15 protein-coding genes are annotated in these 17,550 nt (G+C 61.0%); 2 read left to right on the top strand and 13 right to left on the bottom strand.

Features of this window, described 5'->3' with window-relative positions:
• Positions 1 to 5 precede the first annotated feature (5 nt).
• A complete protein-coding gene (locus tag AOA61_RS14900) occupies positions 6 to 1,184 on the bottom strand; it encodes an O-antigen ligase (protein ID WP_095186083.1) in 1,179 nt (392 codons plus the stop codon).
• A gap of 147 nt (positions 1,185 to 1,331) precedes the next feature.
• Between AOA61_RS14900 and AOA61_RS14895 the strand changes: the two genes are divergently transcribed.
• On the top strand, positions 1,332 to 1,898 hold the full coding sequence (locus tag AOA61_RS14895; RefSeq protein WP_177326457.1) for a toluene tolerance protein: 567 nt from the start codon (positions 1,332 to 1,334) through the stop codon (positions 1,896 to 1,898).
• On the opposite strand, the gene AOA61_RS14890 is transcribed toward AOA61_RS14895, so the two are convergent.
• From AOA61_RS14890 to AOA61_RS14855, 8 genes are all read right to left on the bottom strand, one after another.
• Positions 1,887 to 2,984 (bottom strand): glycosyltransferase, encoded by a 1,098-nt coding sequence (locus AOA61_RS14890; RefSeq protein WP_099602048.1) that lies wholly within the window; start codon positions 2,982 to 2,984, stop codon positions 1,887 to 1,889. The two genes, AOA61_RS14895 and AOA61_RS14890, sit on opposite strands and share 12 nt — an antisense overlap.
• A 38-nt stretch (positions 2,985 to 3,022) precedes the next feature.
• On the bottom strand, positions 3,023 to 3,787 hold the full coding sequence (locus AOA61_RS14885; RefSeq protein ID WP_099602047.1) for a glycosyltransferase family 2 protein: 765 nt from the start codon (positions 3,785 to 3,787) through the stop codon (positions 3,023 to 3,025).
• A gap of 50 nt (positions 3,788 to 3,837) precedes the next feature.
• Positions 3,838 to 4,794 carry a glycosyltransferase gene (locus AOA61_RS14880; RefSeq protein WP_095186086.1) on the bottom strand — a complete coding sequence of 319 codons (957 nt, stop codon included), beginning with the start codon at positions 4,792 to 4,794 and terminating at the stop codon, positions 3,838 to 3,840.
• Between the two features lie 23 nt (positions 4,795 to 4,817).
• The gene (locus tag AOA61_RS14875; RefSeq protein WP_099602046.1) at positions 4,818 to 6,215 is read right to left on the bottom strand and encodes a PIG-L deacetylase family protein; all 1,398 of its coding nucleotides are present in this window, start codon (positions 6,213 to 6,215) and stop codon (positions 4,818 to 4,820) included.
• Positions 6,212 to 7,108: an antimicrobial resistance protein Mig-14 gene (locus AOA61_RS14870; RefSeq protein ID WP_099602045.1), complete on the bottom strand. Its 897-nt coding sequence runs from the start codon at positions 7,106 to 7,108 to the stop codon at positions 6,212 to 6,214. Before AOA61_RS14870 ends, AOA61_RS14875 begins: the two co-directional genes overlap by 4 nt.
• The gene (locus tag AOA61_RS14865; protein ID WP_099602044.1) at positions 7,108 to 8,238 is read right to left on the bottom strand and encodes a glycosyltransferase; all 1,131 of its coding nucleotides are present in this window, start codon (positions 8,236 to 8,238) and stop codon (positions 7,108 to 7,110) included. The genes AOA61_RS14870 and AOA61_RS14865 overlap by 1 nt, the downstream gene beginning before the upstream one ends.
• Positions 8,222 to 9,979: a carbamoyltransferase gene (locus AOA61_RS14860; protein ID WP_095186089.1), complete on the bottom strand. Its 1,758-nt coding sequence runs from the start codon at positions 9,977 to 9,979 to the stop codon at positions 8,222 to 8,224. The genes AOA61_RS14865 and AOA61_RS14860 overlap by 17 nt, the downstream gene beginning before the upstream one ends.
• Before the next feature lie 133 nt (positions 9,980 to 10,112).
• Complete coding sequence (locus AOA61_RS14855) at positions 10,113 to 10,409, bottom strand: YceK/YidQ family lipoprotein (RefSeq protein WP_241089508.1); 297 nt, start codon at positions 10,407 to 10,409, stop codon at positions 10,113 to 10,115.
• A 244-nt stretch (positions 10,410 to 10,653) separates the two neighbouring features.
• On the opposite strand from AOA61_RS14855, the gene AOA61_RS14850 reads away from it, so the two are divergent.
• Positions 10,654 to 12,735, top strand: a complete 2,082-nt coding sequence (locus AOA61_RS14850) for a TonB-dependent receptor (RefSeq protein WP_099602042.1) — start codon at positions 10,654 to 10,656, stop codon at positions 12,733 to 12,735.
• Here the strand turns inward: AOA61_RS14850 and AOA61_RS14845 are convergent, their stop codons facing one another.
• From AOA61_RS14845 to AOA61_RS14830, 4 genes are read right to left on the bottom strand one after another with little or no spacing between them, the layout of a single operon-like run.
• A complete protein-coding gene (locus AOA61_RS14845) occupies positions 12,736 to 13,662 on the bottom strand; it encodes an ABC transporter permease (protein WP_099602041.1) in 927 nt (308 codons plus the stop codon).
• On the bottom strand, positions 13,659 to 14,609 hold the full coding sequence (locus AOA61_RS14840) for an ABC transporter permease (protein WP_099602040.1): 951 nt from the start codon (positions 14,607 to 14,609) through the stop codon (positions 13,659 to 13,661). The genes AOA61_RS14845 and AOA61_RS14840 overlap by 4 nt, the downstream gene beginning before the upstream one ends.
• Positions 14,602 to 16,125 carry a sugar ABC transporter ATP-binding protein gene (locus AOA61_RS14835; RefSeq protein WP_099602039.1) on the bottom strand — a complete coding sequence of 508 codons (1,524 nt, stop codon included), beginning with the start codon at positions 16,123 to 16,125 and terminating at the stop codon, positions 14,602 to 14,604. The genes AOA61_RS14840 and AOA61_RS14835 overlap by 8 nt, the downstream gene beginning before the upstream one ends.
• Entirely contained in the window at positions 16,125 to 17,111 is a 987-nt protein-coding gene (locus tag AOA61_RS14830) for a sugar ABC transporter substrate-binding protein (protein ID WP_099602038.1), read from the bottom strand. The genes AOA61_RS14835 and AOA61_RS14830 overlap by 1 nt, the downstream gene beginning before the upstream one ends.
• Positions 17,112 to 17,550: the final 439 nt, after the last annotated feature.

Genomic DNA, 17,550 nt, shown 5'->3' with positions numbered 1-17,550 from the left:
CGAGCTCACTGATTGGGTAGGACGCGAACTTTATCACACACGTCGGGTTTGGCCCGCGCCCAGACCAAAACACTGGCCAGCGCAACCGGCAACCAGGTGATGAACCACTCGGCCCGAGGAGTGCCTGTGAGGCTTGCCGCATCGAATTGCATCGCCAGGGACGAGAACACCCACATGCCGATAATGCCCTTGCCGTACGGGGTGTCGCGCATTTTCAAGGCTTGCCACAGCACGCCGAACCATACCGCCGACCACAGGATCAGGCCTGGCAGGCCCAGCTCGATGGTCACATGGGTGAACAGGTTGTGGGAGTGATCGAAACGGTGCTCATCCCAGAACAGATTGTAATCACCACCCAGGCCCAGGCCCGTCCAGGGACGCTCGCTAATCATCTGCATCGCTGCCATAAAAATCTGCGGCCGGAACGACGCGCCACGAGACAGCATCAACGACTGCATCGACAGGAATACCAGCACTGCCGCCACCACTGACGCAATGGCAATCAGGGTGCTGCGCCGGTCTCGGCACCACAGCGGCATGGCCACCACACTCAAAAACAGGGCCAATGCGGCGCCGCGGCTTTGGCTGGCTACCACAAACAGGCCGAGCAAGCCGATCGCCGCCATGCAGGCTACTTGCATCCAGCGCTCACGCGGCATCCAGTGCAGCAACCACACGGCAGCCAGACCAATCACATACGCGCCCAGGATCGGGTGAGACAACTGACCCAGCCCTTCAAGACGCGCGTACCAAACGTTCCCTTCCATGCCATAGAACTTGATCATGGCCAGCAGCGACGACAAGGCAAGACCAAAGCCTCCCCACTGCATCAAACGAATCACGCGCTGGGGCTGAGCTTCAGCGAGTATCGGAAAGAACAACAGGAACACGCCGATATAGAGCAGGCGCTTGGCCTCGCGGGAGCCGTCTTCGGCATTGGTCCACCACAGGCTGATCAAGCCCCATGCCGCCAGCGCGGCGAGTGCCAGACAGATCCAGCGCTGAGCGCGCCAGACTTGTTTGAGTTGCTCACGGGCAGACCAGGCAAACACCAGCGCCGGCAGCCACAGAAAGAGCGCCAGCCCCTGTTGATAAACTTTGTTGGTCGGCGCGAACGCTATCGCCAGCAAAAACCACAACAACCCAAAACACATCCATCCGCGCGCCCAACGACCTGCTTGCATCACCCGCTCCTAATACGGCCAACCTGCCAACCTGGCATGGTTAAAACTAAAAACTTTCGGCATCATTGCCGACCACTGTGCCCGTGACTCCAACAAGGCTTTCCGACGATGCAATGTTCAAGGCTCCCCCAAACCACGCTAAACACGATGATTGAAGGCGCCAGAATCCTGGAAAAGGACAGCTACGGGCCCAAAGTCTACCTGCTGACGGACGGGAACATTCTTAAACTGTTTCGTCGTAAACGTTTTTTTTCGTCGGCACTGTTGCGCCCCTACTCCAAGCGCTTCATCGATAACGCGGTCAAGCTGCAAGAACGCGGTATTCCAACCCTGACCGTCCTTGAGTACTTCCAACTGGACGCTGCAGGCATGACCGCTGTGCTGTATAGCCCGCTGCCGGGCGAGACACTGCGCCAGATTGCCAACAAAGAAGGCTTTGACTGGGAGCAGAACCTGGACCCGCTGGTGGCGCTGATTCGCCGCTTGCACACTGCCGGCATCTACTTTCGCTCCCTGCACCTGGGCAACATCGTCGTCACGCCGGACAACCAGATGGGCCTGATCGACGTAGCAGACATGCGCTTCCTGCGCGCGCCGTTGAGCCCGGCACTGGCGCGGCGCAACCTGCAGCATTTCGCCCGCTATATTGCGCGCGAGAAGCTGAACGAACGCTTTCCAATGCAGGCACTGGAGCAAGCGCTGCTAGGTGCATGAGAACAGACGCCGGGTGGTTTCACTGAATTCATTCCAGGCTTGCTCCGGCGCCAACGCCCGCAACTGAGCCTCGACAACCTCCTCACCCGAACTCGCGAACGCGCGGGTCAGGAGCTCGCCCCAAAACGCGGCATTGTCTGCCGGGGCGTACCAACCGGCATCCCCCAGTTGCTCGCGGAACACTGCCAGTTCACTGGTCAGTACGGGCACGCCGACCATCACCGCCTCTTGCAGAATCAACCCCAGGCCTTCTTCCGTCGAAGGGATGGCAACCCAGTCAAACGCCCGGTAAAGGCTGGCCGCATCAGGCAGATGCCCAGGCAGCGACACTTTGTCCTGCAAGCCAAGCGCTGCGATACGTGCCTCAAGCCCGGGCCTCGCTGGCCCTTCGCCGAGGATCACCAGCCGCGCATGGGGCTGATCAGCCGCCGCACGGGCAAAGGCCTCCAACAAACAGGCAAACCCCTTGCCGTCTACCAGTCGACCAACCGCACCCACTACGGGCGTGCCAGACAACGGCAAGCCCAGACGGGATCGCGCCTGCTCACGGGAAAGCGCCGCAGCGCGAAAAACGGCCGGGTCAAAGGCGCTGCGCAGCACCGTCACTGGCCGTTGCAGAGAACGCTCCAGCGAGTGTGCAAGGGTTTTCGAGACGGCCGTCAGCGTCAGTTGGGACGCCGGGAATTGATCGAACAACTGTTGATCAGCACGCCGCAAGCGCGTGGCACCATGAAAAATCACCACCGCACGCACGTTCGGTAAACGCTTGAGCACGGGCAAAAGCACCCGCGCAACACCGACCCCATCAAGAAGCACAACCTGTACATCCTCAGGCAGGGCCTTCTGGAAACGTGCACGCATCAAGGGCATCAACCATTTCCAGAAGTGCCGCCCCTTGAGCCTGGCGGAAGAGAGGTTCCACTCCACGGCCTGTTCAACCAGGCCGTCACTCGAATCAGCACTGCCTTGAAGCAACCAGGTGTGAATCGGTACGCCGCTGTCGGCGCGGGACAGTATCTGCCGATGAACCTTCTGCACCGAAGCAAATGCAGAACCACCGGCCCACATGATGTTGAGAATACTCATCGCAAAACCTTATGAGGCGTTGTTGTCGCGTGTTGGAATTACCAGGGAATCGCCCACCCGATAACCAGCCCCAGGCTCAGCATGACTGCCAGCTTCACCCGCTCTCTGCGCTTACGCCGTGCTTTGGTCGCGCGCTCTTCTGATGTCGACACATGCAAGCCAAAGCCAGTGTGCAACACCGCATCGCCTTCCAGGGTAACGGCAGGCAGATTCAACTGGGCGTACCGCTTGGAAAGCCCCTTCTCACCCTCGAACCCGGCGTAAGGTGCGCACAACCAGTATTCCTTGATACGCCGCAGGCCGGGGTTGAGAGAAAACCCCTGCCATTCAGGTTTCTCAGACAACAACGGATAACACGGTACGCCACCAATCACCTCGCGTGGCCCACGGTGGATATAGGGGCTGTGCACCTGCAAATCGTAGACAAAGTTACGCAACCAGACTTGCAGGATATCGGGACGCTGCTCCAGCACCACCTTGGAATCTTCGACAAACCCAGGCCGGTAAAACGCCCAGTCATCTTCGCAATGGAAGATGTAGGGGGTTTTGACCGATCCATAGGCCAGGTCGATGGAAGCCAGTTGCCCAAGCTTCGGACGGTTGATCAAAAAAGTGCAATGACTGTGCCAGTGCTCGGGAATCGCGAGACGTACCGCTTCATCGCCAGAGTCTTCAGTAATGAAGACTTCGCGTATGTCTGCGGTATTGAACAGGTCGAAGCTCTCAAGCGTACGCTTCAACAAATCGAAGCGACCGCAACTGGTCACGACGAGGGTTATGTCGCTCTGATCGGAGAATTGCATTCAAGTCTCGATAGGTTGTTTAGCCATCATTGGCTGCCATGCGTCCGATGTCACACGCCCAGTTTCAGGCGCAGCGTTTCCAGCAAACTCAGTGGAGCACGCGGCCGCAACGGCGGCTTCAGGGCTTCGACAATACGCTGCCCGATGCGCGCAAAGCTGAACTGGCTGACGGCGAGGTCTTGCCCGTTGCGCGCAATCTCTGCAGCCAGTTGCGGGTTGGCGCGCAGTTGCGAGAGCTTTTGCTGCAACTGTGGAATGTCCTTGTAGAACACCACATTGACCATGTCCTTGAAGCCAAGGGCCTCGTTCTCCGCAGCCCCTTGGTCAAACGCCAGCAGCACACACCCGCAGGCCATGGCTTCGAAGTTCTTGATCATGTACTCGCCCATGCCCACGTCGGCGCTGACGAAAAAGCGAATCCGGTTGAGGGTCGCGCAGTACTCCTCACCCGACTTGGTGCGCGTGACCACCAAAGGCTCAACCCGTGCCAACTCATCGAGCAGTGCTTTGCGTCCGCTATAGGCCACGCTGTTGGTGCTGCCGACAAATGCCAGCTCGATGTCGCGCTCAAGCCCCTGGGGCTGCAACAGCGCCTGGTCGTAACCCTTGGGCACAAACACCGCATCAAAGCCTTCGGCACGCAGGCGCTCGGTCACCATGTGGCCCGAGCTGATCACCCGTGCCCAGGGCAAACGACGGTAGTGGGCACTGAATTTACCGGTGTACTTGCAGGGAATGTAGTTCTGGTAGGCATCGTGTTCGAGGATCACCAGATTCGGGATCGTACGGATGAACCCGGCCTGGCGGATTTCCTGCTTGAAGCGCAGGAAAAACACGATGCGGTCATAGCGCGTCACGTCGACTTCGCGCTTGAAGTAACCGCGCAGGTTGCGCTGCTCATCACTGCTCAGCCAGCGGGTATCACACTCGCAGTGCTCGGCAATGCCTTCGTACAAGCGATCCAGAATCGCACGCTGCTCTTTCTGCACCAGAAATAAAACTTTCATGACTTTCCCTTTCACAAATGCCTTCACAAACGCCAGAACAACTCATGCCGTCGTACGGCCTTGCGGAAAAATTCGTTCTCACCATAAGGCGACCGCGCCCGGCCCGCCAACACCCGCTGCAGCCAGCGGCGCATACGCCGCTTGAACGGCGGAGCAGGCTGCAGGTCATGCATCATGCCCAGCGCCATGGCTTTGTCACGCTGCTGCGCCAACGACAGTGGCAGGCTGCACGGGCGTAGCTCAAGCGTATCGTCGAACAGCGGCGGCAAGGCAATACCGGCGCCCGCGTCACCCATGGGCCAGCGGTCGTTGTCATGCAGATGGTTGGCGTAACCCAGTACGACGGTCGGCTGCCATTCCAACCCTTGCAACGCCTCGACCACCGCTTGCTGCGCGCAGATATGGTCTGGGTGAGGGTCGAGCACTGGATGCGGCAATACGATCACTTCGGGACGTGCCGTCAGCAGCAACTGGCGCAGATCGGCCAGCAGGTTGTTCCAGGTCGGCAGGCCGTCAACATCCGCCGGCAACGGGAACGGATTGAACTGGCGAAACAGGCGGATATCCGACAGCTCAGCTTCGCGCGAGGCCACTGGCTGATCAGGCGTTGCGCGCATCGCCGGCAATTGCAGGCAGAAGTAGCCCAACTGCACGCAATGCGCCTGCGGCACACCGGCCCAAAGCGGCACGGCAATGCTGTCCCAGGCGCGCAGTCGGCCCTTGATGCGCGAGGCTTCGACCGGGTCCAGACCCATTTGCTGATAATGCTCGGCTTCGATTTCACCGGCGGTGAGGGTCACGATCCACGGTTTTTCAGCTTGGCTGTATAAGCCAAAAGCGGCCAGCTCGGCGTCGTCGGCATGGGGCGCGATGACCATCACCCGCTGTTTTGAATACTCCGGATTGCCCCAGGCCCACAACCGGGGCGCGCCGTGCAACGTGCAAAAGCGCCCGCGCAAACGCAGCTCGCCCGCCGCCAGGGCGGGCGCCAGATCACTGAGATTGAGATAACGAATGCCGTTCACACCGCGCTCGAAAGCCTGGCGATCAGTGCTGTCACCGCCTGTAATCTCAACGGCCGGATCCAGAAAGCGACCTAACCAACCGCTCTTGATCTTGATCGCCAATACCAAGGTCGCATCGGCTTGCAGAGGTGAATCAACCCGCAGCTGCCCGCCTTCGAAGCGAACCCCAGCCACTTCGGCTTCCGCCGAAAAACGGTATTGATAGTCTTCGCCGGGGGCATAAAACAAATGGTCGGCAAACCACGCCTCATGGGCGATCCAGGCCAGCACTCCGAGTACCAGCGGCAGCCACCAGGCAACCCAGACACCGATCACCACCAGCAGCAACAGGCCGATCAATACGGCGACACGTTTGTTGCGCCGATGGCGCTTGAGCAATTGTTGTTTGCGGCTCATACGGTCAGCACCGGCACGGGGTTGCACCAACGGTCCTTGTACTCACGGTCGGCACGCCCGAAGGAAAAGCGCAGCGGCTTGCCGACTTCACGCGCCTGTTCCCAAGCGCTTTGGGTGTTGAGGAAACTTAGGACGCTGCCCGGGCTGAACGCGCGGGTTTCAGGGTCGACACCGCCGTTGACGTACTCCACGCTGATCCACTCGGGCGATTCGACCCGGTACACCAACTGGACAGCGATGGGCGCATCGTTGAGAAAAACAACCGAGCCGATCAGCCACTCGCGCAGCAGCTCGATCACTTCAGCCATACGCTCGGCCCCCGTGGCGACAAATCCCCAGCGGCGCAGGAACAGATCGCAGTAGATCGCGGCCAATTCCTGACTGGAAAACTCACTGACCGGGCGCACGACACCGCCTGCCTCTTCGAGCAAACGCAGTTCGCGGCGCTGGTTATAGCGGAATTTCTTCGACAGTTCTTCCGGGGTGCGGGCCATGGCCAGTTGCTCGGCCTGGGGCTTGAGGCCGCTGAAACGGCCTTCGTTCAGGACCGACAGGTAGCGTGCGCGGTGGCGCAACGGTGCCTGGGTGTTCGCGGCAGCCGGCAGGATCAGCTCGGCGTTACCCAAGTCAAACAGACCTTTCTTGCCCTTTTGTTTGAGTACGTCCTTGGACAACGCAAGGTCGCGGCCCCAGGTGGCGATGCACGCCTGCAGTTCACCGCCCTGCTCCCAGGCCAGGTAGCGCACCGGGATATCGGCCAACCCGGCCAGACGTTCGATCACTTGAGGATGGGTCGCGACACTGCCGCCAAAACGTTGCCAGGCGTCGTTGTACGCACGCGCGTCGACGACGGACCAGCCGCGCTCGCGCCAGCCTTGAAATCGATTGAGCATCAAGCCCCCGCGGTCAGTTCAATAACGTGCGGCAGTTGCCAGAAGGTATCGCGTACCGCCTGATCCGAGAAACGCGTACGCAGGCGTTCCAGCATCATCTCGGCACACTGCCGTTGCTGGTGCTGATCCATCCCGGCCAGGTGCCGCAGCCCCTGCGCGAGATGTTCGGCGTCGCCGAAGGGAAACAGAATACCGACGCCTTCGACCACTTCCTTCGCGCCGCCACAGGCCGTGGCCAGCAACGGTACGCCGGCTGCCATGGCCTCCAGCAGCACCATGCCGAACGGTTCGTGATCGGAGCTCAGGGCAAACACATCGAATGCGCGGAAATACCGACGCGCATCCGGCACCTGGCCGAGGAACAGCACCTTGTCGGCAATCCCCAGCTCACGAGCCTGATCCTTGAGCGCTTGTTCAAGGCGTCCGGTACCAAGGATCGCCAAGCGACTCTCGGCCGGTAAGTGCGGCAATGCCAGGGCAAAACCCTTGAGCAGCGTGGCCTGGTCTTTATCCGGGTGCAGGCGGCCGACATTGCCGACCACCCACTCATCCGGCGACAGGCCCAAGGCATCGCGCGCCTCATCCACAGGCACCTGGATGGCCTGCAACGCGTCGACATCAATGCGGTTATACAACGTCTGGATGCGCGCAGCGGGCCAGGCCGGCAGGCAGCGGCGCATGTCGTCACGCACCGCGTCGGAAACCCCCAGCAAGCTCAGGCGCTTGCGAAAGATCCCGGCAAACAGCTTACGGCTGCCGCGCAGGTAATCACCGAACGCGTGATGCACGCCGATGACCGGCAACCGCGTGCCAAGCAAGGCGATATAGATCGGCTTGAACCGGTGGGCGATACAAAAGCTGAAATTGCGCGACGCGGCGATCTTGCGCAGTTCACGGATGGCACCCAGCTTCAAGCCACGAATGGCTTTGGAGCTGAATTCCATGAACAACACTTCATCGGACGCACACCCGGCCGCTACAGCAGGGTCAGCGACCCCGGTGAGAAACACCGTGGTCACTTTGTAGCCAGAGCCTGCGAACAGACTCGCGTACTGCCGTGCGCAGTCCAGGAACGGCCCGTCATAGCCATGGCAGAACTGCAGGACGTGGCGGTCAGCCGAGTGCGTCATAAGGGTCCACGCCGTCTTTGACGACCAGGATGTCTTCCATGATCAGGTACTGCAGGTCGGAGCCGAAGAACATGTCCAGCGCGTCTTTCGGCGAGCAGATCATTGCTTCGCCACGACGGTTGAGCGAGGTGTTCAGGGACACGCCGTTGCCGGTCAGCACTTCGAGCTCTTTCATCATGTCGTAGTAGCGCGGGTTGTATTCGCGCTTGAGGACCTGGGCGCGGGAAGTACCATCTTCATGGACCACTTCCGGCACTCGGGTCTTCCATTCTTCCGACACTTCAAAGGTGAAGGTCATGAACGGCGCCGGGTGATCGACCTTGATCATCTGTGGGGCCACGGTGTCGAGCATCGACGGGCAGAAAGGCCTCCAGCGCTCGCGGAACTTGATCTGGTGGTTGATGCGGTCAGCCACGCCGGTCGCGCTTGGGCAACCGATGATCGAACGACCACCCAACGCACGCGGGCCAAACTCCATGCGGCCCTGGAACCAGGCCACGGGGTTGCCATCGACCATGATCTTGGCAATGCGCTTGGGCATGTTTTCGATTTTGCGCCACACCGGTTTGCTCTCGTGCTTGGCGCACGCAGCAATCACCTCTTCGTTGCTGTAGGACGGGCCGAGGTAGACGTGCTCCATCTTCTCCACCGGCACACCACGGGCGTGGGACACATAGGCCGCCGCGCCAACCGCAGTGCCGGCATCGCCGGACGCAGGCTGCACGAACAGCTCTTTCACGTCGTCGCGGGCAATGATCTTCTGGTTCAGCTTGACGTTCAGTGCACAGCCGCCGGCGAAGGCCAGCTTGCCGGTGTCCTTGAGGATGTCGCCCAGGTAGTGGTCGATCATCTGCAAGGCCAGTTTCTCGAACAGCGCTTGCATGCTCGCGGCGTAGTGGATGTAAGGCTCGTCGGCGATGTCGCCTTCGCGCTTCGGACCCAGCCACTCGATCAGTTTTGGCGAGAAGTAGAAGCCCTTGCCCTTCTCTTTATACCGGCGCAGGCCGATGACGTTGGCGTAGTCGGTGTTGATCACCAGCTCGCCGTTCTCAAAGGAGGCCAGGCGCGAGAAGTCGTACTTGCTGGCGTCGCCGTACGGCGCCATGCCCATGACCTTGAACTCGCCGTCGAGCATCTCGAAACCGAGGAACTCGGTGATCGCGCCGTACAGGCCGCCGAGGGAGTCCGGATCGTAGAACTCCTTGATCTTGTGGATCTTGCCGTTTTCGCCGTAGCCGAAGAACGTGGTGGCGTACTCACCCTTGCCGTCGATCCCGAGGATCGCGGTCTTCTCCTGGAAGCCGGAGCAGTGGTAGGCGCTGGAAGCGTGGGCCAGGTGGTGTTCAACCGGTTCGATCTTGATTTTCTTCGGATCGAAGCCCAGTTGCTCCAGGCACCAGACGATCTTGTTGCGATAGCGTTTGTAGCGACGGTTGCCCATCAGGATCGCGTCGAGGGCGCGGTCCGGGGCGTACCAGTAACGCTTGGCGTAGTGCCAACGTGCCTCGCCGAACAGGCTGATCGGGGCGAACGGGATCGCTACCACGTCAACGTCGGAAGGCTTGATACCGGCCTGTTCCAGGCAGAACTTCGCCGATTCGTAGGGCATGCGGTTCTTTGCATGTTTGTCGCGTACGAAGCGCTCTTCTTCGGCGGCCGCGATCAGCTTGCCGTCGATATACAAGGCTGCGGAAGGATCATGGCTAAGGGCGCCGGACAGGCCAAGAATCGTCAATGCCACTGGGGTCTAGCCTCTTTTAGTCTGCATGCAGGCGGGTTGCGCCTGAAAAAAGTGTGCTTCCCACCTGGGCAGGAAACAGCTAAAGGGCGGGATTATAGCTTAAAAATGATGGGAAACTGCTAGCCGCAAGGGGTTAGCGAAGCTCAACACTCCCGTCAGCACGTTGCCGGTAGATCGTGTAGGGCAGGATGAGCGTATCGAGAACACCGGATACCGGCACATCGAGAACTGCCCAGGGAATTCCGTTCAGCGAAAGCCCATCTGCAGAATTCGCCGGCCCATGCAGCACGCACAAGTCATACGCCACGCCGCTGTAGACACGCGGAACAGACTGACAATAGGTTTTTTTCCCCTTGAGTTCCCGCACGGTGACGTCATCACCACGAAACACCGTGGTGACCGTTCCGCAGCCGCCCATGATTAACGTCATGCCCACCAACACCAACAACCGCACGATAGGGGTCCGCATATCTAATTCTTCTTTTAAATTCAGGGAGCGAGAAGCTAGCACTGCGAAACCCGCGGCTCAGGCATCCGGAACCGACGCCTAGCGTAGGACGCTTCCGGTTCTGACCAGTTGCAACGAATTCGGCAAAACAAGGGTTGAATCGTTAAACTCGCACTTTTTACGCCTACGCCAATCACTCGCGTTGCGCCATAGACCCGGCCTCATCATGACCCCAATTATCCCCACTCGCCTTGCCGTTCTGCTGCTAGGCCTGTGCACCACCGCCCTGGCCGACGATGCGCCCCTGGTCCTCGATCCCAGCGTGGTCACCGGCTCGCGCAGCGCCAGCCCGACGTTCGACCTGCCGTATTCGGTGGACAGTGTCAGCCGCGAACAGATCAGCGACGGCCAATTGGGTATCAACGCCTCCGAAGCCCTGTCCCGCGTGCCCGGCCTGATGGTGCAGAACCGCCAGAACTACGCCCAGGACCTGCAGATTTCCTCACGCGGCTTTGGCGCCCGGTCGGCCTTTGGCGTACGCGGCATCAAGTTGATCGCCGACGGCATCCCCGCCAGCACCCCGGATGGCCAGGGCCAGGCGGCCACATTCAACCTCGACACCGCCGAACGCATCGAAGTGCTGCGCGGACCGGCCGCCACCCTGTACGGCAGCAACGCCGGCGGCGTGATCCAGATGTTCTCCCGCGACGGCGAAGGCCCGCCACGTATCGGCGCCGAAACCCTGATCGGCAGCGACGGCCTGAACAAAAACCACCTGAGCGCCGAAGGCGCGACCAACGGCGCAGGTTTTGTGCTCGACGCCTCGCGCATGGACACCAACGGCTACCGCGACCACAGCAGCGCCCGCCGGGACCAGACCTTTGCCAAGCTCAATGTCCAGCCCGATGACGACAGCAAACTGGCGCTGATCTACAGCAGCCTGGAACAGAACGGCACTCAGGACCCGCTGGGGCAAACGTGGGAAGCGTACAAGGCGGACCCGCGCTCGGTGAGCATTAACGCGCTGACGTACAACACGCGCAAAAGCATCGATCACCAGCAATTGGGGATGAATTACGAGCGCTACATCGGCGATGCGACGTTGCAGGTAAATGCCTACACGGGCCGTAGGAGTGTGATTCAGTACTTGTCGATTCCAGGCACTATCCCCGCGGGCAAACGCGGCGGCGTAGTAGCATTCGACCGCAAGTTCTACGGCGGCTCTGTCCACTGGCTGCAACCTATCAACAGCGCGCCCGGCGACCTGACCCTGATCGCCGGCCTGGACTACGATCGCAGCCAGGATGATCGCCAAGGTTATTCCAACACCGTCAACGGGGTGCAAGGCGTCAAAGGCGCCTTGGGCCGCGATGAAATCGACACCGCCACCAGCCTCGACCCGTTCGTGCAAGCCAACTGGTTGCTGGGCGACTGGACTCTGCAAGCCGGTTTGCGTCACAGCACCATGAAAATGGAGGTGGATGACCGCTTCCTCAGCGACGGAAACGACAGCGGCAGCAAGACTTACCAGAAGAACACGCCGTCAGTCAGTGTCATGTACGCCTTCACCCCCGACTTGCACGGCTATGTCAGCGCGGGCAAAGGCTTCGAAACCCCGACCCAGGCCGAATCGGCGTATTCCAGCACATCCAGAGGCTTCAACTTCGCGCTCAAGCCTTCAGTCAGCAAGCAATATGAAGTAGGCCTGAAGGCACGCATCGGCCAGGACACACGCCTCAACGCCGCCGTATTCCAGATCACCACCGAAGACGAATTGGTGGTGCAGCAATCCAGCGGCGGTCGCACCACCTATCAAAACGCCGGCCGCACCCTGCGCCGCGGCTTCGAACTGGGCCTCGAAAGCCAACTCGCCGAACACTGGACCACCAGCCTCGCCTATACCCGCCTGCAAGCCACCTACGACAGCGACTTCGTCAGCGGCACCAGTACCGCCGTCGATAAGGGCAACTACCTCCCTGGCGTACCGCAAACCACGCTGTTCGCCGAACTCAACTGGAAACCCCGCGACTGGGTGAGCACCGCCATCGAGGGCATGTACCGCAGCAAGGTCTACGTCGAAGACACCAACAGCCAGCACGCCGCGCCGGGCTACAGCGTGTTCAACTGGCGCGCGCGCTTCGAACAGAAAGTCGAGCACTGGACCTTCCACCAGACCCTGCGCCTGGACAACCTGCTGGACCGCCAGTACGTCGGCTCAGTCATCGTCGGCGACAGCAACGGTCGCTACTACGAAGCGGCACCGGGCCGCTCGTGGTACGCCGGCGCAGGTGCTGAGTACCAGTTCTGATCAGCGGGATTCCAGCAACCGGCGACTGGCAAAGCTGAACGCCAGCACCACAAAAATCAGCACACCGGTCGCCACTTGCTGCCAGTAGAAATTCCAGCCGATCAGCAGCAAGCCGTTGGCGATCACGTTGATAAACAACCCCCCCAGCAGGGTTCCGGGAACATTCGCCCGCCCCTGCCGGCTCAAGGTGGTGCCGATAAAGACCGCGCCGATGGCATTGAGCAAAAACGCATTGCCCGACAGCGGCACATAGGCGCTGACCGTCGAACTGAGCAACACCCCCGCCACGCCACAGGCCAAGGCAGTCGCCAAGGCCACGACGGTGACGATTCGCTGCACCGATAAGCCTGAGTAATACGCCAGCAGCGGCTGGGTGCCCTGGGCCAGGAGTTCGCGGCCCAGGCGTCCGCGCGCCAATACCAGGCCATAGAACAACGCCAGTCCCAGCACGATCAGCAAAGGCGTAAGGCCGGTCAGTTCAGGCTTCACACCCTGGCTGATGTAGATAGGCTGGCCGCCGTCCGAGAGCAATTGCTGGGCACTGGTGCCGATAAACAGCGTGCCCAAGGTGGCAAGGAATGGACTGATCCGCAGGCCGGCGATCAACCCGGCATTCACCACACCGACCAACAGGGCCGCGACCAACGCCCCGGTCGCGGCAACTGCCCAGCCATGCCCACCATTGAGCAACACCACAAAACTGAAACTGGCGAAATCCAGTGCCGTGCCCACTGACAGGTCGATGCCACCCGCCGCCACGGCGTATGTCATGCCGATGGCGACAATCGCCAGCAGCACGAAGTTATTCAGCACCAGGCTTTTGAGGTTGCCGCCGCTCAGGAAGCCCGGCGCCTGCAAGGCAAACACCAACACGATCACCCCAAACACCAGCGGCAACGTCAACGGCAGTAAGACGCGTGGGTTCATGAGCCGGCTCCCCGATTCAATGCGCTGGACGCGGCCACCACCAGCAGGATCAGCACGCCCTGCACACCGTTGACCCAGAAATTCGACAAGTTGAGCAGCTGAAATCCATTGATCAGAAAACCGATCAGCAACGCCGCCAACAACGTCCCAGGAATACTTGCCACCAGCCGCCGCGAAAACACCACGCCCAGAAAGGCAATCGCTACCACCGACAGCAACATGTCGCCGGAGCCCGTGGTGCTGCCGCTGAAAAACGCTGCTGAACACAATGCCGCCACCCCAGCGCACAAGCCAGACAGCGCGTAACTCGACACCCCATAAGCCCGTACGCGAATGCCCGCTGCTTGCGCCGCCTGGGGATATTCACCCACAGCATGCAGGCGCAGGCCGTAGGCCGAATGCTGGACCAACAGGGTCAGCAACCCGGCCGTCAGCAGCAACACCCAGGCCAGTGCCGGCACCGCCAGCCAACTGCCGCCGCTGAGCACGTCCAGCAACGGCGAGTCGGTGGAAACCACGGTATTTTCCGTCAGCACCAACTCCAGTCCCGCCAGCACATTCATGCTCGCCAGTGTGGCCAACAACGGCGGCAAGCGCAGCAACACCACGGCCAAGCCGTTGACCAGACCGACTGCCAGGCCGCAGCCCAAGGTCAGCAGCAGGGTGAGCCAAAGCTCCAGCCCGGCATTGTTAAGGCGGCTGAACACCGCCGCGCACAACCCCAGATTGGCCGCCAGCGACAGGTCGAGCCCACCGGCCAGCACATTCGAGCCGCCGCCGATAATCACGCAGGTCAACCCGAAGGCCAGCACGCCGAGAATCGCTGATTGGCTGAACACATTGGCCAGGTTACCCAGCGACAGAAACCCCGGCGCCGCCAGGGCAAACCCCAGCAAAATTGCCAGGAATACGCCCACCGAACCCCGTCTCAGTAGTACCTCAAGCATGCTCGACCTCCCGCACCGGCACAGCAGCAGCGGGCACGGCGCCTGTAGCACAGGCGAGCAACTGATCGCTGTCAGCCTCCCCCGCACGAAATTCACCCGCAATCTCGCCGCGATGCAGCACCAGTATTCGATCAATGATCCCCAGCAACTCCTGCAAATCCGATGACAGCACCAACACCGCTGCGCCCTCTTCTACCAGGCGCCCAATCAGGCGATAGATTTCCACCTTGGCGCCCACGTCCACGCCCACACAGGGCTCATCCAGCAGGTACACCGCCGAGCGGCGGCTGAGCCATTTACCCAGGGCGACTTTCTGCTGATTACCCCCACTCAGTTGGCTAACGGCGGCGTGAGGCCCAGGCGTCTTGATCGCCAGCTCTTCAATCAACCGCGCGGTTTCCGTCTGCTCGCTGCGCCGGCTCAGTAAGCCCCAGCGGCTGAACCGCGAGAGCCCCGCCAGTGTCAGGTTTTCCAGCACCGACAACACCGGCGAGATGCCCTGACTACGCCGTTCCTCGGGCACCAGCGCGATGCCGTCGGCAATCGCCTGGCCCGGTGAACGCAGGCGCAGCAAGCGCCCGTCCAGATGCACACTGCCGCTGTCGGCCCGCTCGACACCAAACAGCGTCTTGAACAATTCCTTCGCGCCGGAACCGACCAACCCGGTGAGGCCGACGATTTCTCCGCGCCGCACCTCCAGGTCAATTTGCCGATAACGCCGTGCCAGACTCAGCCCGCGCACCTGCAATAGCGGCGCCCCCAACTCGACCTTGGCCTTGGGGTACATCTCCTGCACGTCGCGGTTGACCATCAGCCGTGCAATCTCTGCGCTCGACGTATGCCGTGGCTGCACCACCGCCACATCCCGACCGTTGCGCAGCACCGTGACGTCATCGCACAGGCTGTCGATTTCCTGCAGGTAGTGGGAGATGTAGAGGATCGACAGCCCCTGGTCGCGCAGGCGCTTGACGATGCGCAGCAACTGGTCGACCTCGCGCTTGACCAGCGCCACGCTGGGCTCGTCGAACACCAGGATCTTCGGCTGGCGAATCAGCGCCCGGGTGATTTGCAGTACCTGGCGCTCGGCGCTGTTCAACTCGCCGACCAAGGCACCGGGCGGCAGTTGCAGGTCAAAGTATTCCGTCAGCAGGCGCTGCGCTTCACGCTGTTGCCGCCGCCGGTCCACAAACGGCCCCCGGCGCAACTCATGCCCAAAAAACAGCGCTTCGCCCACGGTAAAACTGGCGGGCAGCAGGCGTTCTTGATGGATGAACTGCACGCCCAATGCGTCCACTTGACGCGGCGACAGCGTTGCATAGGCCTGGCCGTCGATACTCAGCTGCCCGGCGTCGGCCGTGTGGATACCGGCGAGTATCTTGATCAACGTCGACTTGCCCGCGCCGTTCTCGCCCACCAGCCCATGGATGCTGCCGCGCTCGACCTTAAGGCTCGCATCATCCAGCGCCTGGGTGGCGCCAAAGCGCTTACGCAGGTGTTGCAGGTGCAATGCCGCCATCAGTCACCCCGCAACTGTTGAACCTGTGCCAGGTTGCCGGCGGTGGTCAGCAAGGTGGCGACATGGGTTTCCTTAGGCAGGTCACGTTGCCCGGCCAGGTAGCGCGCCACGTTTTGCACCGCCGTCTTGCCGATCAGCGCCGGTTGCTGCGCGACCACTGCGCCCACCGGCGAGTTCGCCTGACCGAGCAGCGCCAGCACTTCGGGGGTGCCATCGACGCCGTAGGTCTTGATCTCGGTGCGCTTGGCATCGATCAACGCTTTGCTCGCGCCCAACTGCGGAATGTCCCAGGCCGACCAGATCGCCGACACGCTGCCCGCCGGGTACTTGTTGAGCAACGCCGACACTTGGGAGTAGGCGTCCTGCACGGTATTGGGGATCACATCGCGCAGCTCGGGCTGGATGATTTCCAGCTGCGGATAATCCTTGAGCGCCAGCTTCAACTGGTCATAACGAATCGCACACACCGGCACACCGTAGAAGCCGTTGAACACCAGAATCTTGCCCTTGCCGCCAGCGTCCTTGATCAGTTGATCGGCCAGGGCTTTGCCGGTGGCGACGTTGTCCGAAGTGGTGTTATTGAGGCTGTACTGCGACGGCGCATCGATGGTGAACAGTGGAATCCCGGCCTTGCTGATGCGTTTGAGCCACGGGTCGATCACGATGAGGGTGCCGAGGGTCTGGATCACCGCGTCGGGCTTCTGGGTGACCACGGTTTGCAGTTGGGTCACCAGGTTCTTGTCATTGCGCCCGGCGTCGAGGGTGATCGGCGTACCCCCCAGGCGCTTGATCTCATCCACCTGGGCCTGGAACGCCTTGATATCGAAATAATGACTGGTGCCGGTCATGCTCACCGCAATGCGCTTGCCGGCCAGGGACGGCACGGCATCATCGCCTTCGGCAGCGTGGACGACGGCAGCGTGGCCCAGCAGCACAGCAACGCCGAGGCAAATCAAACGGGTAAGCGAGGAAAGGCTGGAAGGCATACAAGGCTCCGCGGGCGGCTGGTGAAAGGGTTCACCAGGAGACTTTGCAGAGGCCATGCCAGGTTTTTTATCTATAAAAATCAGTCAGATAGAAAATACTGAGTGCGTAAGCGCTGTCGTTCTTCACTCACAAATGCCCAAGCACTGTTGCTGACACAACACTTAAGAAGAGCACCATAACTGTGGTGAGCGGGCTTGCCCCGCGCTGGGCTGCGCAGCGGCCCCAAAACCAGCCGCTGCGATTTACCTGAAGCACTGCGGTGCTTCTAGTGGGGCTGCTGCGCAGCCCAGCGCGGGGCAAGCCCGCTCACCACAAGAAGACCGCTCACGACGTGTAAGCGCTGTCGCTCTTCACTCACAAATGCCCAAGCACTTTTGCTGACACAACACTTAAGGAGAACACCATAACTGTGGTGAGCGGGCTTGCCCCGCGCGTGTA

This window comes from Pseudomonas sp. 2995-1 (assembly GCF_002742505.1).
Lineage (GTDB): Bacteria > Pseudomonadota > Gammaproteobacteria > Pseudomonadales > Pseudomonadaceae > Aquipseudomonas > Aquipseudomonas sivasensis.
This window is presented reverse-complemented; position numbering and strand designations above follow the sequence as displayed.